The organism is Salicola sp. AFF1 (genome assembly GCF_056783195.1).
The window spans coordinates 131,928-152,664 of the sequence record NZ_JBXAYL010000002.1 but is presented as its reverse complement, the minus strand read 5'-3'; the positions used below and the strand labels follow the sequence as shown (position 1 = coordinate 152,664).

The window sequence follows — 20,737 nt, the reverse complement described above, 5'->3', positions numbered from 1 at the left end:
GGCCACACACATGATGAATTTAGTCCCTTCTGCCACACTGCGTCAGGCGGTGACACAGGATGTCGCCGCCAGCATCAGCGAGGATGAGGGCAGCGGTGATCGCACTGCCGCCCTCATCAGCCCGGACCGGATGGTCGCGGCGGACGTCATTGTCCGTCATGCAGCGGTGATCGCCGGAAGACCCTGGGTGGAGGAATGCTTCCGTCAGCTGGATCCGTATCTTACCGTGAACTGGCACTGCAACGAAGGGGAGTGGGTGGCCGCGGACGCTACTGTGCTCAGCGTCACTGGCCCCGCGCAATCGCTGTTGACCGCTGAGCGCATTGCCCTCAACTGGCTGCAGACACTCTCCGGTGTCGCCACCCGCTGCCGCACCTATGCCGACCGGGTGGCCCACACCCGGACCCGGCTCCTCGATACCCGCAAGACCCTGCCCGGCCTGCGGATCGCGCAGAAATACGCGGTGCGTTGTGGCGGCTGCGCCAACCACCGCATTGGTCTTTACGACGGCATCCTCATCAAGGAAAACCATATTGCCAGCTGCGGTTCCATAACCGCCGCCATCCGACTCGCCCGCGAAACCTCGCCGGATGTGCCCCTGGAGGTGGAAACCGAAACCGAGGGGGAAGTAGCCGAAGCTATAGAAGCGGGCGCTACCCGGATCATGCTGGATGAATTCCCTTTGGCAAGCATGGCGCGGATGGTGGCGCGCTACGCCGGCCAGGCCCATTTCGAAGCCTCTGGCGGCATCACGGAAGACAACCTCGTTGCCATTGCCGAAACCGGTGTCGATTTCATATCACTGGGCCTGTTGACCAAGGATGTAACGGCCACGGATCTGTCATTGCGCATCAAAGGAGATGCCTGAAGCTGCAGATCCAAGCGGCGGCATCTATAGTAAAGGCCAGAGAGGCCCGCTGTAGCAGAGGAGGAGCCACCAGTGACCGACGCGATTCGCAGCTTTCTTGCCGTTCCCGTAGCGAACTCCGTGGCGGAGCCGCTGATGGCCACGGTCAACGCGTCCACCCAGGACCTGCCACCGCTGAAGGTCACGCCCAGGGCCAACCTCCACCTGACGCTGGTATTTCTGGGGTCAGTCCAACCTTCATCACTGGATAACCGGGTGATTCCACGGGTGGCGGAACTGCTGGCGGATGCCCGCCCCGGCCGTGTTCACTTCCGGCAGGTCGCAGGCTTCCCGGACCCTGCCAAACCCAGACACCTGGTGCTTGAAGGGTATGCCTCCCCCACCCTCGAAACGCTGCAGAGCACTCTGGAAAAGGAACTGGCGAAAACGCTCGGGCAAGCACAGGAAAGCAAGCAATGGCGGCCCCACATCACTGTCGCCCATTTCCGGGACCGCAGGCCGCGCGCTATTGCCCCCACACCATGGCAGGCTGAACTACCAGTGGCGGAGATTTGTCTTTATACAAGCCAACAGGGGCTGCATGGCCCTGTGTACGAGGTACGCCAACGCTGGCCCCTTGGCCTCGAAGCAACGCCGGATAAACCGGCCTACTAGCGAGCGGCAGTAACCAGCTCATCCAGCCGTCGCAGCGTCTCGATCAGCAGGCTCCCGTCCTGCTCAAGCTGCCGGAAATACTCCTCGGCCATAGGCGCCACATCGCACGACGGCGGCATGGGTTCGCCGCCCTCCAGCATGCCCTCCAGCTTCGGCAGGAAAACGAACTGGATCCACTCAGGGAAGGTCATGGTATCCACGCAGAAGGGCTGGACACTGGCAAACGCCTCGGGAGACGGCGACGTACTGCTGCGCAGCGCCAGTTCGGACAGCGCCTGGTCCACCGTCTTGAGCTCAGTAGTCAGGGCCTCGCGCGCCTGTTCCTGATCCATTGTCACCTCTGTTTACGCCCCCAACGGTTCTACATCCACGGTCTCACCATTAAGCAGGCCGTAGAGATCCTGGAAGTGGGCCGTGAGGTTGTGTTTTGGCGCCATGTGCACCAGAGGGCGCCCCGCCTGATGGGACTCCTTCATCTTGACCGAGGATGGCAACCGCACCGGCAGTACAGGCAACCCTTCATCCGTCAACTCCTGAACGAGCCGGCGTGGCAGACTGGCCTGACTCTGGAACTGGTTGGCAATGATCCCCTCAACCATCAGCTCCGGGTTATGATCCTCCTGGATTTCCTGAATCTCGCCGAGGATGCTATACAGCGCCTGTCGGGAGAAATCATCACAGTCAAACGGAATCAGGCAGCGCTGCGCCGCGATCAGAGCGGAGCGGGTATAGAAGTTGAGCGCGGGAGCCGTGTCGATGTAGATCGCGTCATAGAGCTCACCCAGGCGCCCCAGATGGTCCCGCAGCTTGTAGATCTTGTGCTTGGCCTCAAGCTTGCGCTCCAGGTAGTCCAGTTCCGGGCTGGACGGCAGCACGTGCAGGTTGGAAAACGCGGAGGCGTGCACAAACTCCTCGGGTCGGCGGTTCGTGATCCGGAAGGCAATGGACTGTTCCAGAAGCCCCGCAACGGTGTCCTTCAAATCCTCCGCCGGTTGCCCGAGCAGGTACTGGGTTGAGTTCCCCTGCGGATCCAGATCGACCACCAGGGTCCGCACACCCCGGCTGGCACTGATGGCCGCCAGATTGCTCACGATGCTGGACTTACCCACACCGCCCTTTTGATTGAAAACCACCCGGCGCATGGCTTTTCCCCCTGTCTTCTTTTGTTACTGTTATCGATGAAGTCCCTTAATGTTTGGAGTCTACCAGCCCAGAACCTGCCTGACGAAGGGTACCGTCAGCCGCCGTTGTTGTTGCAGTGACGCCTCGTCAAGACGGTCCAGGAGCCCCAGCAGCTCCCCCGGATCCCTGGGCGCACGGCGCAGGATATAACGCGTTACCTCTTCTGGCATGGCAAGCCCACGGTTTTCCGCCCGAGCCCTGAGCATGGCCGCGCGCTGGTCGTCATCGGGAAGGGCCAGCTGCCAGACCGGCAGGGCCTTCAAACGCGAAGCCAGGTCCGGCAGTATCCAGGACAACGCCGCGGGCGGCTGCTTACTGGCGATCAGGATGCGCCCACCGGCATCCTGCACCCGATTGAACAGGTGCAGCAGCGCCTCCTGCCAGGCGGGATCCGCTGGCAATGCCTCCAGATCATCGAGGCAGACCGGATCGAAACCTTCAAACCCCTGGAGAGCCTCCGGCGCTAATGCCGCGGCCTCGCGGAGGCTGAGCGAAACCGGCTGCTGGCCATCCGCCTCGGCCGCCAGACAGACTGCGTTCAGCAGGTGACTCTTGCCGGAGCCGGCATCACCGCAAAGCACGACTGAAGCGGACGCCCTCGACACCGCCCAGGACTGGAGGCGATTGACCACCGATTCGTTGGAGCCGGCCTGGAAGTTGTGGAATCCGGCCTCGTCCCTGAGCCGGATCCGCAGGGGAAACTGGGAAAGCGTTTGCGTCATGGCTCCACTCTACATCCTACTGGCGCAATGCACCGCTGCCGCCGCCACCATCCCCCGAGTTCGAGGGGATGATCTCCTGAGCTTCACCGTTGCCGGGCAGCATGGCCCGCCTCCCCGGATCGCCTGTCCACCGGTAATACAACCTTAAAGAATCCGGCGCCTTATCTCCGGGCGCCGTGATGGCGCCATCAGGCGGGCCTCCCATCAGCACCAGCTGGTCCTCCAGCCCTATGTAGTCATGCAACAGGCGAAGATCCCCATTGAATGCCATATCAAGGCTCAAGCGATCCTGATGCACAGCGCCCACCCGCACCGAACGGACCGGTTCCAGTGCGCGCAGCGACTGACGCACCCCTGCATAGGACTCCAATGACCCCACACCATCAACCAGCATGCGGGCCGAGCGCAGCCCGTCTTCCGTGGGCGGCCCCACCGCGTAACGCTGGGCAAGCCGGTTGGCCCAGGCATCCGCGACCGCACGCACCACTACAGGCCGGCTATTCTTGCGGACGACCCCATCCGCCATTCGTTTGCTGCCACGCCAAAGCTGCCAACGCGCCCGCCAACCGCCACCGGAGCGATCCACCCTGACGACCGCTACAAGGTCATGGGCATAGCGCTGAGAGGCCCTGTGTATTGGCTCCACAAAAAGGCCCCAAATCTCGGAAAGCCTAACCTCGCCTCGAGCCCTACTGTCCTTGAAGGGCAACGCGAGAGGCAACCCGCGTCGACGCGATACCTCCCAGAGCGGCTCTTTCCACGGACCCGACTCGGCTGCAATGGCCTCACCGTTCAAAGGCTGCATGGGGCGTTCCAGAAAAGGCGGGAGCTTGTTGTCACGCGTGACCAGCTGGCGCTTACCACGATCATCCACCACGAACCAAACCAGGATCCGCGGTCGCATAGCCCCCCAGACCGGGACATCACGCTCAGCCAGCGCCCGGCCCAGCGCCGAGGCACTGACACTGGCGCGCAGCTCAAGCTGGTCGCCATTACGTTGATAGCTGAACGCATCGATGAACCGGGCAGGCTCATCCACCAGGGTGCCTTCAGACCGTTCTCCCGTTTCATTGCCAGAAGCGGCCGAAACCAGCCCGCGCGCCCTCCCGGGATCGCCGGTCAACCTGACAAGAACCTGGCGCAAGGCCTCACGGAAAGCGTCATCCCGTGTCGCGGCCCCGGTATCCTCGACCGGAACCACCGCATCATACAAACGGTCCACGACCACCGCCTGAACGGAACCAGCCAACATCAACAGGAGAAGACCCGTTGCCAACACCCCCGCGCGGAATCGATCCATTCCCTGCTGCACCCGAACTCCCATTATCTCACCCTCAAGACCGAATCAGGATACAACAAGCATCACGGCCACAACACCCAAGGCATTTGGCCGGGAATAGCTGCGGTGCTAGAATCCGCTCTACGCCCGTTTTTAGGAACCGCCCCATGAGCGATACCAACCAGCAGGGAATGACCTACGGCGACGCCGGGGTCGACATTGATGCCGGCAACGAGCTGGTGGAGCGCATTGGTGACAGCGTCGCCCGCACCCAGCGACCGGAGACCCTGGGTGGCCTGGGCGGATTCGGCGGTGCCTTCGCGGTACCGGAAGGCTACAAGGAACCCGTTCTGATCTCGGGAACCGATGGTGTTGGCACCAAGCTCCGCCTGGCCATGGATATGGAACGCCACGACCGAATCGGCACCGACCTCGTGGCCATGTGCGCCAATGACATCATTGTGACCGGCGCCGAACCGCTTTTCTTCCTGGATTACTACGCAACAGGCAAGCTCAACAACGACATCGCCGCCGATGTCATCAACGGCATCGCCACCGGCTGCGAGGAAGCGGGCTGCTCGCTGATCGGCGGTGAAACCGCCGAGATGCCCGGCATGTACCAGGGCAACGACTACGACCTCGCCGGCTTCTGTGTGGGCATTGTGGAACGCAAACGCCTGATTGACGGCAGCCGCGTGGAAGCGGGTAATGCCCTGATCGGTCTCGGCTCCTCCGGCCCACACGCCAATGGCTATTCGCTGATCCGTCGGATTCTGGAACACACCGGGGCGGACCTGAAGCAGTCCGTGGGAACCGAGAGCCTGGGCGAGGCGCTGATGGCCCCCACCCGCATCTACGTCAAGCCACTGCTGGAGATCCTCCATCAGTTCGATGTCCGTGCCATGGCGCACATCACCGGCGGCGGCCTCACCGAGAACCTGCCTCGCGTCCTCCCCGAAGGCACCGAGGCGGTGATCGATACCCACAGCTGGCAATGGCCGGACGTATTCCAATGGCTCCAGCGCGCCGGCAATGTGGCCACTGAGGAGATGTTCCGCACCTTCAACTGTGGTGTCGGCATGGTGGTGTGCATTCCGGAAACCGAGCGCGACCAGGTTCTTGAGACCCTAAACGATGCTGGCGAGGATGCCTGGCTTCTGGGCCATATCCAGGCGTCCGAGGATTCCGCCGGTGTGCGCTTCGTCCCGGACAACGACGAGCGCTGATGCCAGACCCAACGCCCCGCATCGTCGTCCTCATCTCGGGCGGCGGCACCAACCTGCAGGCACTGATTGACGCCGAAGCGGCCGGCTCGCTGGACGGCACGATTGTTGGCGTCATCAGTAACCGCAGCGGTGTACGCGGCCTGGAGCGGGCCCAGGCGGCGGACATCCCCATTCAGGTTATCCCACACCAGGACCACGAAGACCGGGCGTCCTTCGACGCAGCGCTCATGGCCAGCATTGACGCGTTTTCTCCGGATCTTGTGGTTCTGGCGGGCTTCATGCGCATCCTGACCGACAGCTTCGTGCAGCACTACCAGGGACGACTGCTTAATATCCACCCTTCACTGCTGCCAGCCTGGCCAGGCCTGCATACGCACCGCAAAGTGCTGGAGGCTGGAGAAAGGGAGCACGGAGCCACAGTGCACTTCGTCACCGAGGAACTGGATGGTGGCCCCCGCATCCTACAGGGCCGGGTCCTGGTACGTGCTGATGATGACCAAGACAGCCTGGCGGAGCGCGTGGGCGTTCAGGAACGCCGGATCTATCCGCAAGCCGTGCGCTGGTTCTGCCAAGGGCGCCTGCGACTCGCCAACGGTCGTGCCGAACTGGATGGCACCCCCTTGCATGAGCCGGTGGACATGGATACCAATTCTTAATGCAAAAGCCTTGAGCCGGTAACAGGGTTCTCCTAGGGTATAAGCGAACCATTCAAGAAGGGATGCTGCCATGGCCCGGATCCACCGCCTGCTTCTGACAGTTGCCGCCACTGTACTGACTCCCATCAGTATGGCGGAGGACGTTGACCTCTACCCGATGAGCAGCACCTATGGGGCCCAGCTTGAACGGGGCATCACCATCAGTGGCGAGGCGACGCGCTCCCTCAAGCCTGCGGAGGGCGAGGGCTGGATCTACCGCTTCGACGTGGACTCCTTTGTAGCCGATGTCCGCGAGTCCAGTCGATTCCGCTTTCAGGATCAGACCGTCATCTCGGACGAGTACCGCTACAGCCTTGAAGGCTTTTTCCTGTCCAACCGCTACAGGAAGCTCGATTTCAACTGGGATGACAATACCCTCGTGGATCTTGAAAACGACCGGCGCATCGACATCAGTGACAAGCCCAGCGTCCAGGACCAGCTCGGGGCTCAGCTTCAGCTATGGGTGGACCTGCGGGCGGGCAGGAAAACCATGGAATACGTCATCCCCGACGAGGGCGGTTTCAAGGATTACCGGTTCAGGATCCGGGGCGAGGAGACCCTGAAAACCCGTGAATTCGGCGACGTGAAGACGGTCGTCGTGGAGCGGGTGCGGGAAGAGGACTCACCCCGCACCACACTGATGTGGTTTGCCCCTCAATGGGACCACCTCCTGGTTCGGCTGGAACAGACCAACGACGAGGGTGAGGACTTCGAGATCTACCTCAAGAGCGCCACCCTCGACGGTGACCGCATTCAGCCCTGAGCCCAGGCGCGCTTAACCTCTTCGGCAATAGCCCTCAATCCCCGGGCAACATCCGCCTCATCCTGGGCATAGGTCACGCGCAGGCATTCATGACGGTGACGCCAGTCCGCGTCCGGAAGCCCCGGGAAGAAATAGTGGCCGGACACCACCAGAACGCCCCGTGCCTTGAGCCGTTGGTAAAGTTCCAGGCTGCTGATGGGTAGATCCGGGAACCAGAGCCACAGGAACATAGCGCCCTCCGGTTTGTGCACCCGCCAGGGGCACTCATCCGCCATGGCGTTCCGGAAAGCCGCCACCGCGTTCTCCATCTTACGCTGATAGGCCGGCTGTACCAGCTCCCGACTCATGCTGATGATCTCGCCGCTGCGCACCAGAGGCTCCGCGAGCATGGCGCCAAAGCTGCCAGTAGCCAGATTCATGATGGCATTCACCCCCGACAGCGCTCGGATCACCGGCTGATCCGCGATCACGATGCCCGTTCGGGCCGCCGGAATTCCCAGCTTGGACAGGCTCAGGCAGAGGATCTGATGCGGCGTCCAGCGCGGCGACGCCTCGGTGTACATCAGATCCGGGAAGGGTGTGCCGTAGGCCCCATCCACGATCAACGGAATGTCATGCGCCCGCGCCAACTCCTCAAGCCCCAGCATCTCACCATCCGTAAGGACGTTGCCGGTAGGATTGGTAGGGCGCGACACACAGATGGCAGCCGTATCCTCCGTAATCTCAAGCTGAGAGAAATCAACCCGGTACTTGAACTGGTTTCCCTCCAGTTCCTCGATCTCGGGCCGAACGGCCCGGAACAGCCCCGGACTCAAGCCGGCGTCACCATAGCCGATGTATTCGGGGGCCAAAGGCAGAAGGATGTGCTTGTGGCTGCCATCCGGGTGGTCACCCGCCAGCATGTTGAACAGCATAAAGAACGCGGACTGGCTGCCGTTGGTCAGCGCCACGTTGTCCGTGGTCAGCCCCCAGTCGTACTCCCGGTTAAGCAACTCCACTAGGCTCGCGATGAACTGCTTTTCACCCTGGGGCGGGTCGTAGACGCCGGTCAGGCGCCGGAACTGCTCCGGATCATCCACCATGTCCTTCATGATCGCCCGCAGCCGCTCGGTCACTTCCGGCAGATGGCCAGGATTGCCACCCCCCATCATGACCACATCCCCCCCGGACGCCATGGCCTCGCCCAGGTCATCCATCAGTGAATTGATGCCGGCGTCCGCGCCCAGTTTCTGACCAAAGGAAGAGAGTTTCATGCCGATTCCCGCTCAGGATTGATGGGTGGTCGCCCAGCGCTCAGGCACCGCCAGTCCCAGGCTGCTGACGCCCTCGTTGTGCGCCATTCCATGCAGCTCGTTCAGGGTATCACCGTCCGGCGCCTGGGCCCGGCGCAGTGTTTCGGCCAGTGTCTTCTGGAAGACCTTTTCAGCCTTGACCAACTCATGGCCGTCGAACAGTTTCACAAGGGCATCGTCGTCCAGTCCCTCGCCCTCGCTCACCTCAATAAAGGTGGTCACCGATTCCAGGGCTCGCGCTGCGGCATCAAAGGCCCGCTTCTTCTCAGGATTGACGTGACACAGAAACGCCTGCTCCAAAAGGTGCCAAGCGTCCATTGCCGGGGCCACACCGTAGAAATCGTACTGGGCCGGATCCGGGTACACGCCTTCAAGCCGGGTCAGCTGCTTCAGCGGATCCACATCGTGATCCTTGATGGCAAGCATGCGCCACCCCCAATCGAGCGCATCCCGGAAGCGATCCCCCCACTCCGGCTCAGTAATCTCCGCGAAAAGAGCATAATTGGGGAAAGCACGCTCCGCCAGCGCCAGTATAAACCCAAACTGGCGCCACCCGGTCAACCGGTTCATCTCACGCTGCCACTGCTTCGAATTCATGGGCCGCTCCCGGCGCTCAGGTCTTGGGCAGGGTCACGCCGCGCTGCCCCATGTACTTACCGTTACGGTCCGCGTAGCTGGTCTCGCAAACCTCATCGGACTCCAGGAACAGCATCTGGGCCACCCCCTCGTTGGCGTAGATGCGGGCAGGCAGATTGGTGGTGTTGGAAAACTCCAGCGTCACCTGCCCCTCCCACTCCGGCTCCAGGGGCGTCACGTTGACGATGATGCCGCAACGCGCATAGGTCGACTTGCCCAGGCAGATGGTGAGCACCTTGCGCGGAATCCGGAAGTACTCCACGGTCTGGGCCAACGCAAAGGAGTTGGGGGGGATGATGCACGATTCCCCGGAAATGTTCACGAAACTGTCTTCATCAAAGTGTTTGGGATCGACTGTGGCCGAATGGACATTGGTGAAGATCTTGAACTCGGAACTGCAACGCACATCATAGCCGTAGCTGGATGTACCATAGGAGATGACCCGCCCTTTATCCGTTGTTTCCTTGATCTGACCGGGCTCAAAGGGTTCGATCATGCCGTGTTCTTCCGCCATGTGGCGGATCCAGCGATCGGATTTGATGCTCATGCTGCGTCCACGTCCACAGTTGGAGATTAGGGTAACCGGAGATCATACCGCAGCAGACGTGCGCACCGAAAGTCAGGGCCCTGGCGTAGGCCCATTGCGGCGCTCCCGGCGCATCCGCCGACGGATCTGGAGCCAGCGCGACAGGCCATGGGTGGCCAGGTACCCTCCCACCGAAAACGGAATGGCCACAAGCAGGCTGCCAATGGCCGTAAAGGTCATGGCGTCCCCGATGCCCTCAAGCATCCATGCGGGAATGATGTCCAGTGACACCGGCAGTACAACGGTCAGTTGCTCGCCCAGCTCATGGAAGGCCCAATACAGCGGCGCCATTGTGATGGGGTTGCTCAGCCAGGATACGGCAAACGCCGCCGGAAAGTTACCACGCAGCGCCACACACCCAAGGATCATGAACAGGGTCTGGAAACCGACCGTAGGCGTCAGCCCCACGAACAGCCCCACACTGACCCCGCGTGCCGCCGCTTCTACCCCGCCTCCCAAGCAGCCGGTGACGTAGAGCAGATGCCACAACCTGGGATGGCCCACCAGCCAGTTATGGCCCCGGCGTCGGAGAATCCGGTAACGGGCCTGGAGAGAGGGGAATCGTTTCATACGCCCTGGCCGACGGATACCTGGAGGCTGCAAGAACCCTGTTTATAACGCAAAGCGCCCCTCCAGACCATTAAGACTCGTTTACTGCCTGTAATGCACTCAGGATGTCATGGCGGCTATCGGGGAGCTGGTGTCCCGTTCCCGCTGCGACAGCGCAGCGCCAACCCGCCGCGCCAGATCCGAATAGAGACGGGCCACCTCCGAATCCGGTTCGGCCACCACTGTTGGGTTGCCCCCGTCGGTCTGCTCCCGGATGGTGCGGTGCAACGGGAGCTGGGCCAACAGCGCCACATCGTAATCCTCAGCCAGCTGTTCACCGCCATCACTGCCGAACAGCGGCTCATGATGCCCGCAATGGCTGCAGATGTGCGTGCTCATGTTCTCAACCACGCCCAAAACCGGAATATCCACCTTGCGGAACATCTCGATCCCCTTCTGGCCGTCCATCAACGCCATATCCTGGGGCGTGGTCACCACCAGCGCACCGGTGACCGGTACCTTCTGCGCCAGCGTGAGCTGGATATCCCCGGTCCCGGGCGGCATATCCACCACCAGATAGTCCAGGTTGTCCCAGAGGGTCTGACCCACCAGCTGCTGAACCGCGCCACTGACCATGGGCCCCCGCCAGATCATGGGCGTCTTGTCCGTAATCATGAAAGCCATGGACATGGCCTGGATACCATGCGCTTCGACGGGCACAAAATACTTATCCTGCTTTGTCTCCGGCCGGTGGCCTTCGGGAATACCCAGCATCAGGCCCACGTTGGGCCCATAGATGTCGGCGTCCAGGATGCCCACACGCGCGCCCTCGCCGGCCAGAGCCAGTGCCAGGTTCACGGCCGTGGTGGACTTACCCACCCCGCCCTTGCCAGAGGCTACCGCAATCACGTTGCTCACACCGCCCATAGCGTGCAGATCCCCCTGGGCCTTGTGGGGATGGATATTGTGACTGGTGGTGATGTGCACCTCTTCAACACCCTCCACATCCTCGATGGCGTGGGTCAGCAGCGAGCGGGCGCCTCCGGCGATCCCCTGCCACGCATAACCCAGCTGGATCTCGAAGGACACCCGCCCCCCCTCAATGGCCAGGTTGCGGATGGCTCCCAGCGACAACAGGTCCTGCTTCAGATAAGGATCGATATACTGGCGAATGGCCTGCTCAACGGCGTTCTGGTCGATCTCGCTCATGCTGCTCCCGGAAACAATGGATTCCAATGCCACCATGATACGCCCGCCGCCCGGGAGACGGCCAGAAAGGCGGGATGAAAAAAACGCCGCTGAACGGTATCATCGGCAGTCCCAACACCAATCACGGAGCCAGCCAACTCCCATGAGCGAGCCGAGCGCCCATCGCCGCGACATCCTGGTCACCAGTGCCCTGCCCTACGCCAATGGCCCCATACACCTGGGCCACCTGCTGGAGTACATCCAGACCGACATCTGGGTACGCTACCAGAAGCTGCGCGGGGAAAACTGCCACTACGTGTGCGCGGACGACGCCCACGGCACCGCCATCATGCTGCGCGCCGAACGCGAAGGGATCACGCCGGAACAGCTGATCAACCGGATCCAGGCCGAGCACGAGCGGGATTTCGGCGGTTTCCTGATTGAGTTCGACAACTATTACTCCACCCACTCGGAAGAAAACCGCGAGCTGTCCGCCTACATCTACCAGAAGCTGCGCGACCGGGGCCACATCGCGACCCGGAACATCACCCAGGCTTACGATCCCGAAAAGGGAATGTTCCTGGCGGACCGGTTCATTGAGGGAACCTGCCCGCGCTGCCGTGCGCCCGGCCAGTACGGCGACAACTGTGAGGCCTGCGGCGCCACCTACACGCCCATGGAGCTGATCGAGCCGAAATCCGCGCTCTCTGGCGCCACTCCTGAGGAACGGGAATCCGAGCATTTCTTCTTCACCCTGCCGGATTTCGCCGACTTCCTGCGCGACTGGACCAACAGTGGCGCCCTCCAGCCGGGCATGGCCAATAAGCTGGCGGAATGGCTCGATGCCGGCCTGCAGGATTGGGACATCAGCCGTGACGCCCCCTACTTCGGCTTCGAGATTCCCGACTCCCCTGGTAAATACTTCTACGTCTGGGTGGACGCCCCCGTGGGGTATCTCGCCAGCTTCCAGAACCTGTGCAACCGTCGCGGCGACATCGACTTTGACCACTACTGGCGCGAGGACTCCACCGCTGAGGTCTATCATTTCATTGGCAAGGACATTGTTAACTTCCATGCGCTGTTCTGGCCCGCGATGCTCAAGACTGCGGGCTTGCGCACGCCCACGGCCATCAACTGCCATGGTTTCGTGACCGTCAACGGGCAGAAGATGTCCAAATCCCGCGGCACCTTCATCATGGCTCGCACTTACCTGGAGCACCTGCATCCGGAGTACCTGCGCTACTACTTCGCGGCCAAACTCACCGCGGGCGTGGACGACATGGACCTGAACCTGGATGACTTCGTCCAGAAGGTGAATTCCGACCTGGTGGGCAAGGTGGTCAATATCGCCAGCCGCAGCGCCGGCTTTATCACCAAGCAGTTTGACGGCCGCCTGGGCTCTGACATCACCGAACCGGAGCGTCTGAAGGAATTCACTGACGCGGCCGACGAGATTGCCGGCTACTACGAGGAACTGGAGATCGGCCGTGCCATGAAGCGCGTCATGGAACTGGCGGACCGTGCTAACCAGTACGTGGATGAGCAGAAGCCCTGGGTTCTGGCGAAAGACGAGGCAACCCGCGATCAGGTACAGGCCATCAGCACCAATGCGCTGAACATGTTCCGCGTTCTGATGATCTACCTGGCACCGGTACTACCGGAAACCGCCCGTAACGCGGAAGCCTTCCTCAACACCAGCCTGGACTGGCAACGGCTTGAGGATCACCTGCTGGACCACGAGATCAACAAATTCAAGCCGCTGATGAAGCGCATCGACTCCAAGCAGATCGATGCCATGCTCGAAGCCTCAAAAGAAGCCGTGGCCCAGGATCAACAGACCAGCCAACAGCCCGCACAAACACAGGAGCAATCAGACGTGGAGCCCATTGCCGAACAGATCGAGTTCGATGACTTCACGAAGGTGGACCTGCGGGTGGCGAAGATCGAGAACGCGGAGCACGTTGAGGGCGCGGACAAGCTGCTGAAGCTGACCCTGGATATCGGGGCGGAACAGCGCCAGGTGTTTGCCGGCATCAAGACAGCCTACGCACCGGAGGACCTGATCGGCCGGCTGACCGTGGTGGTGGCCAACCTGAAGCCACGGAAGATGAAGTTCGGGATGTCCGAAGGGATGGTCCTGGCTGCGGGGCCCGGAGGTGAGGCTATCTGGCTTCTGGCGCCGGATTCCGGGGCTACGCCTGGATTGCGGGTTATGTAACAATGTCGCGGGAATGATGGTGGATTGCAGGGCGGGGAGCCGGGAGGTCTTCCCGGGAATCGCCACAAGTACGTCCCTGTAGGCTGCTCTTCCGCCATCCATGGCTCCAGAGCTTCCCGGGAAGACCTCCCGGCTCCCCACCTCCCCAGCACCACGGTGTCGCACCCATTCAAATGGAAGGTTGACAGCCAGCTGCGAGCTCGAAGGGATTGGGCTGGGTAGTGCCTTACGGGAAGCTCTGGAGCCATGGATGGCGGAAGAGCAGCGTACAGGGATGTATTTACAGCGTTTCCCGTAAGGCACTACCCAGCCCAATCCCCCACAAAAGAGCCAAACACATAGAGAAGCATGACTGAATACCTGCTCATTCTGATCAGCACGGTCCTGGTCAACAACTTCGTGCTGGCCCAATTCCTGGGACTGTGCCCCTTCATGGGCGTCTCCAACAAACTGGAGACCGCCATGGGCATGTCCATGGCCACCACCTTCGTGCTGACACTGGCCTCCGTTTGCAGTTACCTCGTCAACACCTGGATCCTGGAACCCCTGCAGGTCGAATACCTGAGGACCATCAGCTTCATCCTCGTCATCGCCGTAGTCGTGCAGTTCACTGAAATGGCCGTACGCCACACCAGCCCCCTGCTCCACCGGGTGCTCGGCATCTTCCTGCCGCTGATCACCACCAACTGCGCGGTACTCGGCGTGGCCCTGCTCAACATCCAGAAGCAGAACAGCTTCCTCGAATCCGTCCTTTATGGCTTCGGCGCCGCCGCCGGCTTCTCGCTGGTCCTGGTACTGTTCTCCGCCATGCGCGAGCGCATCGCCGCCGCCGATGTGCCCCAGCCGTTCCAGGGGGCCGCCATTGGCATGATCACCGCCGGCATCATGTCGCTGGCCTTCATGGGTTTCACCGGCATGGTCCAGGTATGAGAGGGTTGCCCGCATGTGGATGAACCTGTTGCTCGCCATCGCCACCCTGCTGCTGCTTGCTGGCGCTTTCGGGGCCCTGCTGGGCTACGCCTCGGTGCGCCTGCGCCGGGATGACGACTCACTGGTGGAACAGATCGATGCCACCCTGCCCCAGACCCAGTGTGGCCAGTGCGGCTACCCCGGCTGCCGACCCTACGCGGAAGCCATCGCGGAGGGCGACGCCATCAACAAGTGCCCGCCCGGCGGCGAAGCCACCATCCAGAGCCTGGCCAACCTGCTGGATGTGGAGCCGCAGCCGCTGGATGCGGAGCATGGCGAGGAACAGCCGAAACGGGTGGCCACCATCCGGGAAGCCGAGTGCATTGGCTGCACCAAGTGCATCCAGGCCTGCCCTGTGGACGCCATCGTAGGCGCACCGAAGTTCATGCACACCGTGATCGAGAGCGAATGCACCGGCTGTGACCTCTGCGTGGACCCCTGCCCGGTGGACTGCATCGACATGATCGAAGTGGCTAAGGGCATCGACGACTGGGTTCCCCCGCACCCAGCGGAGCGACCGCTGACTCATGATCCCGTGATCGCCACGGACCAGCGTCCCGCGGAGGTTCCGGCCTGATGGGCACCCGGTTTGATTTTCCGGGCGGCATTCATCCGCCGGACAACAAAGAGCAGTCACTGCAGTTGCCCATCCGCCAGGCGCTGCTGCCGGAGCAGCTGATCGTCCCCCTGCGCCAGCATCGCGGCGATCCCGGGCGGGTTCTGGTGCACGTTGGCGACCAGGTTCTCACCGGGCAGCCACTGAGTGACGGTGAACCAGGGCTCTCGGTACCGGTGCACGCCCCCACCTCGGGCACGGTCATCGCCATCGAACCCCACGCCATACCCCACCCGTCGGGGTTGGAGGAAACCTGTATCCAGATCGAGGCGGATGGCCGGGACCGATGGTGCGAGCTGACGCCCTGCCCGACTGACGCCAGCGCCCTCGAGCGCTACGATCACCTGCACCAAACGGGCGTTGTGGGCCTGGGTGGGGCCGGTTTCCCCACCCGCGACAAGCTGCGGAGCGCTGGGGAAGCGCCTGAATGCCTGATCCTCAATGGAGCGGAGTGTGAGCCCTACATCACCGCCGACCAGGCCCTGATGCGCGAACGGCCTGAATCCGTGATCACCGGCGCCCAGGCCCTGTGGCAGCTGGTGGGGGCCGGGCAGTGCCTGATTGGCATCGAGGACAACAAGCCGGACGCCATTGAGGCCCTCCGCCGGGCCGCGGAAGGCACCGGCATTGAGATCCAGGTAGTGCCAACACGTTACCCCTCCGGCGGCGAACGCCAGCTGATCCAGCTTCTCACGGGGCGCGAGGTCCCTTCAGGCGGCCTTCCTGCGGACGTGGGGGTGCTCTGCCAGAACGTATCCACGGCCGTGGCCGTGGACCGGTCCCTTCGCCTGGGCGAGCCCGTCATCCAGCGGATCACCACGCTCACGGGCAATGCGCTGGCCCGCCCCGGCAACATTGAGGCGCGCATCGGCACGCCCCTGGATCACCTGCTCTTCGAGGCTGGGCTGGATCCTGAACGCCTGCATCGACTGATCATGGGCGGGCCCCTGATGGGTTTCGACCTCACCACTACCGGCCTGCCCCTGATCAAGACCGCCAACTGCCTGATCGCGGGCACTGCCGACGAGTTCCCGGACCCACCGATACCGCAGCCGTGCATCCGCTGCGGCCTGTGCGAGCAAGCCTGCCCCGTGGACCTGCTGCCCCAGCAGCTCTACTGGTTCGCCAGCGCCGGCGAACACCAGAAGGCGGAGCATTTCGATCTGTTCGACTGCATCGAGTGCGGCGCCTGCGACTGGGTCTGCCCCAGCCACCTGCCACTGACGGATTACTACCGCCACAGCAAAGGCGTGCTTCGCCAGGAGAAGAAGGAACAGGCCGAGGCGGATCATGCCCGGAAACGGTTTGAGGAACGCCAGGCGCGGATGGAGCGGGAACAGGCGGAGCGCGAGGAGCGCCGCCGGGCACGGCAACAGGCGCGCCAGCAACGCCAGACTGAGGCAACAGACGAACCCGGTACTGAAACGACACCGGAACGGGCGGCGCCGGGCCCGGACCGTGAGACCCTGATCCAGCGCCGGGACCAGGCCCGCCAGAAGGTCGAGGAAGCCGAGGCCCGCGTGGCCGAAGCCCGGGAGCAGACCCCGGAGGCGGTGCCCAAGCTGGAGCGCGCCCTGAACAAGCACCGCAAGCGCCTTGAAGCCGCTGAGCAGGCCCTTGGCGATACGGGCGGGGAGGCCTGAGGATGCTGACCACCCAGCGGATCATGCTCTGGGTCATGGCGGCGACCCTGCCCGGCCTTCTGGCGCTCATCCACTTCTTCGGATGGGGCGTACTGATCAATGTGATCTGGTGCATGGGCGTCGCCATGGCGACGGAAGCCCTCATCCTCTGGCTGCGGGGCCGCCCCATCCAGCGCACCCTCATGGACGCCAGTGCCGCGCTCACCGGGCTGCTTCTGGGGCTATCCCTGCCGCCGCTGCTGCCCTGGTGGATCGCGCTGGTGGCCACGGCGAGTGCCATCATCCTGGCCAAGCATCTCTACGGCGGGCTCGGCAGCAACCTGTTCAACCCGGCCATGGTCGGTTACGCCCTGGTTCTGGTGAGCTTCCCGGAAGCCATGAGCACACGCTGGGCCCTGCCCCTGTCACTGCAGGAGACCCCGCTCAGCCTTCTCGACAGTCTGTCCGTGTTCACCGGGCTGGGCCCAGCCTCTGTGGACGCCTTCACCGGCGCCACACCCCTGGATGACTACAAGCACGCCATCGAAGGGGCGGTGGTCAGCCAGGTCACCGCCGCCCCCATTTACGGCAACCGGGTTGCCCTGGGCTGGGAATGGGTCAACCTGGGGTTTCTGGCCGGCGGCCTTTTGCTGATCCAGCGTCGGATCATCACCTGGCACATCCCCGTCAGCCTGCTTGGGGCCCTGACCTTCATGGCCCTGCTGTTCGGCTATGATCCGGACCAGTCCGTGCCCCTGAGCCTGCATTTGCTGGCCGGTGGCACCATGTTCGGCGCCTTCTTCATCGCCACCGACCCGGTCTCGGCCGCCACCTCCAACCGCGGCAAACTCTGGTACGGCGCCGGCATTGGTGTGCTGCTCTACACCATCCGAGCCTGGGGCAGTTACCCGGACGCCGTCGCCTTCGCCGTGCTGTTGATGAACCTGGCCGTGCCCTTCCTGGACTACTACACACGGCCACGCACACGGGGCCACCGACGGGCGGGGCGGGGAGTGCCCTCATGAGCGGAGCATTGCGGGCCATCCAACGTAACGCCCTGGGACTGGGCCTGTTCGCTGCCCTGACCGCCGGGGCAATCGGTGTGACCCATATCCTGACCGCCGAGCGCATTGAGCAGCAGCGCGAACTGGCCACAGCCCGGGCACGCGCTGCCGTCCTGCCTGAGGCAGTATCCCTGGATGCCGACAACACCCACCCCGTCACTCTGCCGGCAAACGATGCAACGGGCATCCGGGAAGGCGCCGAGGCCATGCTTGTCACCCCCGACAACAACGCCCCCATCCTGATCATGCCGGTCACGGCACCGAATGGGTATTCGGGACGCATCGACCTGATCCTGGGCGTCCGGGGGGATGGCACACTCACCGGCGTGCGCGCCACTGACCATCAGGAGACACCGGGCCTGGGCGATGCCATCGAGGTGGCGAAGAGCGACTGGATACTGGCTTTCAACGGGCGATCACTGGACAATCCGGTCCCTGAGCAATGGGGCGTTGGCGGAGACAACGCCTTTGACGCGCTGAGCGGCGCGACCATCACCAGTCGGGCCGTGGTGGACGCGGTCCGCCGTGGGCTGGTATTCACAGCGGCCCATAAGGACCGCCTTTTTGCCACCAATAATGGGGAAGGAGCCGGAAACCCATGAGCGCAACCCCCAGCCGGATCATCCTTGACGGCCTCTGGCGCAACAACCCGGCGCTGGTGCAGCTGCTGGGCCTGTGCCCGCTTCTGGCCGTCACCAACACCGTGGTCAACGCCATAGGACTGGGCCTGGCCACGCTGATGGTGGTGACCGGCTCCAACATGGCCGTCTCCCTCATCCGTCACCAGGTGACCGACTCCATGCGACTGCCGGCCTTCGTCATGATCATTGCCGCCCTGGTCACCTGCACCGAGCTGATCATGAAGGCCTACGCCTACCAGCTCTACCAGATCCTGGGCATATTCATTCCGTTGATCGTGACCAACTGCGCCATTCTGGGCCGCGCCGAGGCCTTCGCCAGCCGCAACCCATTGCCTCAGGCCACCCTCGATGGCCTGATGACCGGCCTGGGGTTCCTGGCCGTGCTGGTGCTTCTCGGTGGTATGCGGGAGCTGGTGGGCTACGGCACCCTGCTGGCGGACGCCCACCTGCTCTTCGGCGAGGGGGCCCGGGACTGGACCCTAACCGTCTTCCCGGATTACCGGCAGGCACTGATCGCCGTGCTCCCGCCAGGGGCCTTCATCGGTCTGGGGCTGATCATTGCCCTGCGCAACCGTATCGATCACCACATCCAGCAACAGCAGCAGGCCCGCCAGGCGCCCGTGGAAAGCGGGCACAAACGGGTCCGTGTCACAGGAACCTTCTCATGAACGACACCAAGCGTGAAGCCATCTTTGCCCGCCTGAAGGAGGCCAATCCCGCGCCCACCACGGAGCTCAACTACAGCACGCCCTTTGAGCTCCTGGTCGCGGTCATCCTCTCCGCCCAGGCCACTGACGTGGGCGTGAACAAGGCAACATCGAAACTGTTTCCCGTCGCGAATACCCCGGAAGCGATCCTGGAGCTGGGCGAGGAAGGCCTGAAGGACTACATCAAGACCATCGGCCTCTACAACAGCAAGGCCACCAACATCATCAAGGCGTGCCGGATGCTGGTGGAGCAACACGACTCCCAGGTGCCGCAGACCCGCAAGGAACTGGAAGCCTTACCCGGAGTGGGCCGCAAGACCGCCAACGTGATCCTGAACACCGCCTTTGACCAGCCCACTATGGCAGTGGACACCCACATTTACCGGGTGGCGAACCGCACCGGCATCGCGCCCGGGAAAAACGTGCGGGAAGTGGAAGAGAACCTGATGAAGCGCGTCCCTAAGGCTTACCTCAAGGACGCGCATCACTGGCTGATCCTCCATGGCCGCTACACCTGCCTGGCCCGCAGGCCCCGTTGCGGCAGCTGCGTCATCGAGGATCTGTGCGAGTACAAAGAGAAAACAGCTGACTGAGCCTTTTCACTCCTTGCCCATCATGGCGGTCTTAACGCTTTCCTGGGCGGGAACGTCACCCAGCCAGATGCCGAATACGGCCTTCTTGAACGCCATGCCACCGTCAACGGTGCCCGTGCGCTCACCGTTCTTGTAACCGACAATCCCTTCGTCCGGGAGATAGGCAATCTGGAACTGGTCGCCCTCCTCGATCTCGTCCTCGAACAGGCCGATGAACGAATCAATCTGCTCCTGGATCGGCTCCATATTGCCATCCGTCGCGTTCTCAAAACCTTCCATGGTGGCTTCGGTCATGTTCTCACTGTTGATCATGCCTGAAATGATATCCAGCTGGATGGCCATGGGCTTATCCGCTTCAACCACCGCCTGGGCACTGTCAAACGTCTTCGGCAGATAAAGCGAACCAACGTACAGACTCATGAACCACTTGGAGCGGATGCCGGCACCGTTCAGGCTGAGTTCGTTGCCCTCAATCTGGACGGTTCCGGGCAGCTCGACGCCCTCAATGGTCCTCTCCTGAGCCTGTGCCGTAACGGTAAAGGCGCACAGCATCACCAGCGCGAGGGATAGCATCTGTTTCATAACACGTCCTCTTTTTGTATCGATTTGTCAGATGGTGCCCGGAGTCTATCATCGTGACTCAACCCCAAATGCCCATCAGTTCTCA

General features: G+C 62.6%; 23 protein-coding genes. 13 read left to right on the top strand and 10 right to left on the bottom strand.

Features of this window, described 5'->3' with window-relative positions; genetic code table 11:
- Nucleotides 1-10: 10 nt before the first annotated feature.
- Both nadC and thpR read left to right on the top strand, forming a co-directional pair.
- Nucleotides 11-868, top strand: a complete 858-nt coding sequence (nadC, locus tag AC1RQI_RS02060; RefSeq protein WP_481903473.1) for a carboxylating nicotinate-nucleotide diphosphorylase — start codon at nucleotides 11-13, stop codon at nucleotides 866-868.
- Between the two features lie 72 nt (nucleotides 869-940).
- Nucleotides 941-1,522: an RNA 2',3'-cyclic phosphodiesterase gene (thpR, locus tag AC1RQI_RS02055; protein ID WP_481903472.1), complete on the top strand. Its 582-nt coding sequence runs from the start codon at nucleotides 941-943 to the stop codon at nucleotides 1,520-1,522.
- Here the strand turns inward: thpR and AC1RQI_RS02050 are convergent.
- The 4 genes from AC1RQI_RS02050 to AC1RQI_RS02035 are packed head-to-tail and all read right to left on the bottom strand — an operon-like array spanning nucleotide 1,519 to nucleotide 4,726.
- Nucleotides 1,519-1,854, bottom strand: a complete 336-nt coding sequence (locus AC1RQI_RS02050) for a YqcC family protein (RefSeq protein WP_481903471.1) — start codon at nucleotides 1,852-1,854, stop codon at nucleotides 1,519-1,521. The genes thpR and AC1RQI_RS02050 overlap by 4 nt on opposite strands.
- A 12-nt stretch (nucleotides 1,855-1,866) precedes the next feature.
- Nucleotides 1,867-2,664 carry a ParA family protein gene (locus AC1RQI_RS02045; protein ID WP_481903470.1) on the bottom strand — a complete coding sequence of 266 codons (798 nt, stop codon included), beginning with the start codon at nucleotides 2,662-2,664 and terminating at the stop codon, nucleotides 1,867-1,869.
- 60 nt (nucleotides 2,665-2,724) lie between these two features.
- Nucleotides 2,725-3,426 (bottom strand): DnaA regulatory inactivator Hda, encoded by a 702-nt coding sequence (gene hda / locus AC1RQI_RS02040; RefSeq protein ID WP_481903469.1) that lies wholly within the window; start codon nucleotides 3,424-3,426, stop codon nucleotides 2,725-2,727.
- A 16-nt stretch (nucleotides 3,427-3,442) separates the two neighbouring features.
- Nucleotides 3,443-4,726, bottom strand: a complete 1,284-nt coding sequence (locus AC1RQI_RS02035) for a DUF2066 domain-containing protein (RefSeq protein ID WP_481903468.1) — start codon at nucleotides 4,724-4,726, stop codon at nucleotides 3,443-3,445.
- 146 nt (nucleotides 4,727-4,872) lie between these two features.
- Here AC1RQI_RS02035 and purM point away from each other — a divergent pair, with 146 nt between their 5' ends.
- From purM to AC1RQI_RS02020, 3 genes are all read left to right on the top strand, one after another.
- Nucleotides 4,873-5,931 carry a phosphoribosylformylglycinamidine cyclo-ligase gene (purM, locus tag AC1RQI_RS02030; RefSeq protein ID WP_416635053.1) on the top strand — a complete coding sequence of 353 codons (1,059 nt, stop codon included), beginning with the start codon at nucleotides 4,873-4,875 and terminating at the stop codon, nucleotides 5,929-5,931.
- On the top strand, nucleotides 5,931-6,587 hold the full coding sequence (gene purN, locus AC1RQI_RS02025; RefSeq protein ID WP_481903467.1) for a phosphoribosylglycinamide formyltransferase: 657 nt from the start codon (nucleotides 5,931-5,933) through the stop codon (nucleotides 6,585-6,587). Before purM ends, purN begins: the two co-directional genes overlap by 1 nt.
- A gap of 70 nt (nucleotides 6,588-6,657) precedes the next feature.
- On the top strand, nucleotides 6,658-7,389 hold the full coding sequence (locus AC1RQI_RS02020; RefSeq protein ID WP_481903466.1) for a DUF3108 domain-containing protein: 732 nt from the start codon (nucleotides 6,658-6,660) through the stop codon (nucleotides 7,387-7,389).
- On the opposite strand, the gene AC1RQI_RS02015 is transcribed toward AC1RQI_RS02020, so the two are convergent.
- The 5 genes from AC1RQI_RS02015 to apbC all read right to left on the bottom strand — a co-directional run bounded on the left by AC1RQI_RS02015 (nucleotide 7,380) and on the right by apbC (nucleotide 11,661).
- Nucleotides 7,380-8,642, bottom strand: a complete 1,263-nt coding sequence (locus AC1RQI_RS02015) for a valine--pyruvate transaminase (RefSeq protein WP_481903465.1) — start codon at nucleotides 8,640-8,642, stop codon at nucleotides 7,380-7,382. The genes AC1RQI_RS02020 and AC1RQI_RS02015 overlap by 10 nt on opposite strands.
- A gap of 12 nt (nucleotides 8,643-8,654) precedes the next feature.
- Nucleotides 8,655-9,278: a DUF416 family protein gene (locus tag AC1RQI_RS02010; RefSeq protein WP_416635057.1), complete on the bottom strand. Its 624-nt coding sequence runs from the start codon at nucleotides 9,276-9,278 to the stop codon at nucleotides 8,655-8,657.
- A gap of 16 nt (nucleotides 9,279-9,294) precedes the next feature.
- Nucleotides 9,295-9,864, bottom strand: coding sequence for a dCTP deaminase (gene dcd, locus AC1RQI_RS02005; protein ID WP_416635058.1), 570 nt, complete (start codon nucleotides 9,862-9,864; stop codon nucleotides 9,295-9,297).
- 72 nt (nucleotides 9,865-9,936) lie between these two features.
- Entirely contained in the window at nucleotides 9,937-10,473 is a 537-nt protein-coding gene (locus tag AC1RQI_RS02000) for a DUF2062 domain-containing protein (protein WP_416635059.1), read from the bottom strand.
- Between the two features lie 99 nt (nucleotides 10,474-10,572).
- On the bottom strand, nucleotides 10,573-11,661 hold the full coding sequence (gene apbC / locus AC1RQI_RS01995) for an iron-sulfur cluster carrier protein ApbC (RefSeq protein WP_481903464.1): 1,089 nt from the start codon (nucleotides 11,659-11,661) through the stop codon (nucleotides 10,573-10,575).
- Nucleotides 11,662-11,803: 142 nt separating this feature from the next.
- On the opposite strand from apbC, the gene metG reads away from it, so the two are divergent.
- From metG to nth, 8 genes are all read left to right on the top strand, one after another.
- Complete coding sequence (gene metG / locus AC1RQI_RS01990; protein ID WP_481903463.1) at nucleotides 11,804-13,858, top strand: methionine--tRNA ligase; 2,055 nt, start codon at nucleotides 11,804-11,806, stop codon at nucleotides 13,856-13,858.
- Nucleotides 13,859-14,206: 348 nt separating this feature from the next.
- Nucleotides 14,207-14,788 carry an electron transport complex subunit RsxA gene (rsxA, locus tag AC1RQI_RS01985; RefSeq protein ID WP_416635062.1) on the top strand — a complete coding sequence of 194 codons (582 nt, stop codon included), beginning with the start codon at nucleotides 14,207-14,209 and terminating at the stop codon, nucleotides 14,786-14,788.
- A 19-nt stretch (nucleotides 14,789-14,807) separates the two neighbouring features.
- Nucleotides 14,808-15,404, top strand: coding sequence for an electron transport complex subunit RsxB (gene rsxB, locus AC1RQI_RS01980; protein WP_416635621.1), 597 nt, complete (start codon nucleotides 14,808-14,810; stop codon nucleotides 15,402-15,404).
- Complete coding sequence (gene rsxC / locus AC1RQI_RS01975; RefSeq protein ID WP_481903462.1) at nucleotides 15,404-17,086, top strand: electron transport complex subunit RsxC; 1,683 nt, start codon at nucleotides 15,404-15,406, stop codon at nucleotides 17,084-17,086. Before rsxB ends, rsxC begins: the two co-directional genes overlap by 1 nt.
- 2 nt (nucleotides 17,087-17,088) lie before the next feature.
- The gene (gene rsxD, locus AC1RQI_RS01970; RefSeq protein ID WP_481903461.1) at nucleotides 17,089-18,090 is read left to right on the top strand and encodes an electron transport complex subunit RsxD; all 1,002 of its coding nucleotides are present in this window, start codon (nucleotides 17,089-17,091) and stop codon (nucleotides 18,088-18,090) included.
- Nucleotides 18,087-18,731 (top strand): RnfABCDGE type electron transport complex subunit G, encoded by a 645-nt coding sequence (locus AC1RQI_RS01965; protein ID WP_481903460.1) that lies wholly within the window; start codon nucleotides 18,087-18,089, stop codon nucleotides 18,729-18,731. The genes rsxD and AC1RQI_RS01965 overlap by 4 nt, the downstream gene beginning before the upstream one ends.
- Entirely contained in the window at nucleotides 18,728-19,438 is a 711-nt protein-coding gene (locus AC1RQI_RS01960) for an electron transport complex subunit E (RefSeq protein WP_481903459.1), read from the top strand. Before AC1RQI_RS01965 ends, AC1RQI_RS01960 begins: the two co-directional genes overlap by 4 nt.
- Nucleotides 19,435-20,070 carry an endonuclease III gene (gene nth / locus AC1RQI_RS01955; RefSeq protein ID WP_481903458.1) on the top strand — a complete coding sequence of 212 codons (636 nt, stop codon included), beginning with the start codon at nucleotides 19,435-19,437 and terminating at the stop codon, nucleotides 20,068-20,070. The genes AC1RQI_RS01960 and nth overlap by 4 nt, the downstream gene beginning before the upstream one ends.
- Before the next feature lie 6 nt (nucleotides 20,071-20,076).
- Here nth and AC1RQI_RS01950 read toward each other — a convergent pair whose 3' ends face one another.
- Nucleotides 20,077-20,652: a chalcone isomerase family protein gene (locus tag AC1RQI_RS01950; RefSeq protein WP_481903457.1), complete on the bottom strand. Its 576-nt coding sequence runs from the start codon at nucleotides 20,650-20,652 to the stop codon at nucleotides 20,077-20,079.
- Between the last annotated feature and the right edge of the window lie 85 nt (nucleotides 20,653-20,737).

Coding starts and splice junctions, on each gene's coding strand:
- purM (WP_416635053.1), top strand. CDS start 4,873: ATGAGCGATACCAACCAGCAGGGAATGACCTACGGCGACGCCGGGGTC.
- metG (WP_481903463.1), top strand. CDS start 11,804: ATGAGCGAGCCGAGCGCCCATCGCCGCGACATCCTGGTCACCAGTGCC.
- nth (WP_481903458.1), top strand. CDS start 19,435: ATGAACGACACCAAGCGTGAAGCCATCTTTGCCCGCCTGAAGGAGGCC.
- AC1RQI_RS01960 (WP_481903459.1), top strand. CDS start 18,728: ATGAGCGCAACCCCCAGCCGGATCATCCTTGACGGCCTCTGGCGCAAC.
- nadC (WP_481903473.1), top strand. CDS start 11: ATGATGAATTTAGTCCCTTCTGCCACACTGCGTCAGGCGGTGACACAG.
- AC1RQI_RS01950 (WP_481903457.1), bottom strand. CDS start 20,652: ATGAAACAGATGCTATCCCTCGCGCTGGTGATGCTGTGCGCCTTTACC.
- rsxB (WP_416635621.1), top strand. CDS start 14,808: ATGAACCTGTTGCTCGCCATCGCCACCCTGCTGCTGCTTGCTGGCGCT.
- AC1RQI_RS02020 (WP_481903466.1), top strand. CDS start 6,658: ATGGCCCGGATCCACCGCCTGCTTCTGACAGTTGCCGCCACTGTACTG.
- rsxD (WP_481903461.1), top strand. CDS start 17,089: ATGCTGACCACCCAGCGGATCATGCTCTGGGTCATGGCGGCGACCCTG.
- AC1RQI_RS02050 (WP_481903471.1), bottom strand. CDS start 1,854: ATGGATCAGGAACAGGCGCGCGAGGCCCTGACTACTGAGCTCAAGACG.
- apbC (WP_481903464.1), bottom strand. CDS start 11,661: ATGAGCGAGATCGACCAGAACGCCGTTGAGCAGGCCATTCGCCAGTAT.
- hda (WP_481903469.1), bottom strand. CDS start 3,426: ATGACGCAAACGCTTTCCCAGTTTCCCCTGCGGATCCGGCTCAGGGAC.
- AC1RQI_RS02035 (WP_481903468.1), bottom strand. CDS start 4,726: ATGGATCGATTCCGCGCGGGGGTGTTGGCAACGGGTCTTCTCCTGTTG.
- rsxA (WP_416635062.1), top strand. CDS start 14,207: ATGACTGAATACCTGCTCATTCTGATCAGCACGGTCCTGGTCAACAAC.
- rsxC (WP_481903462.1), top strand. CDS start 15,404: ATGGGCACCCGGTTTGATTTTCCGGGCGGCATTCATCCGCCGGACAAC.
- purN (WP_481903467.1), top strand. CDS start 5,931: ATGCCAGACCCAACGCCCCGCATCGTCGTCCTCATCTCGGGCGGCGGC.
- AC1RQI_RS02010 (WP_416635057.1), bottom strand. CDS start 9,278: ATGAATTCGAAGCAGTGGCAGCGTGAGATGAACCGGTTGACCGGGTGG.
- AC1RQI_RS01965 (WP_481903460.1), top strand. CDS start 18,087: ATGAGCGGAGCATTGCGGGCCATCCAACGTAACGCCCTGGGACTGGGC.
- AC1RQI_RS02000 (WP_416635059.1), bottom strand. CDS start 10,473: ATGAAACGATTCCCCTCTCTCCAGGCCCGTTACCGGATTCTCCGACGC.
- AC1RQI_RS02015 (WP_481903465.1), bottom strand. CDS start 8,642: ATGAAACTCTCTTCCTTTGGTCAGAAACTGGGCGCGGACGCCGGCATC.
- dcd (WP_416635058.1), bottom strand. CDS start 9,864: ATGAGCATCAAATCCGATCGCTGGATCCGCCACATGGCGGAAGAACAC.
- AC1RQI_RS02045 (WP_481903470.1), bottom strand. CDS start 2,664: ATGCGCCGGGTGGTTTTCAATCAAAAGGGCGGTGTGGGTAAGTCCAGC.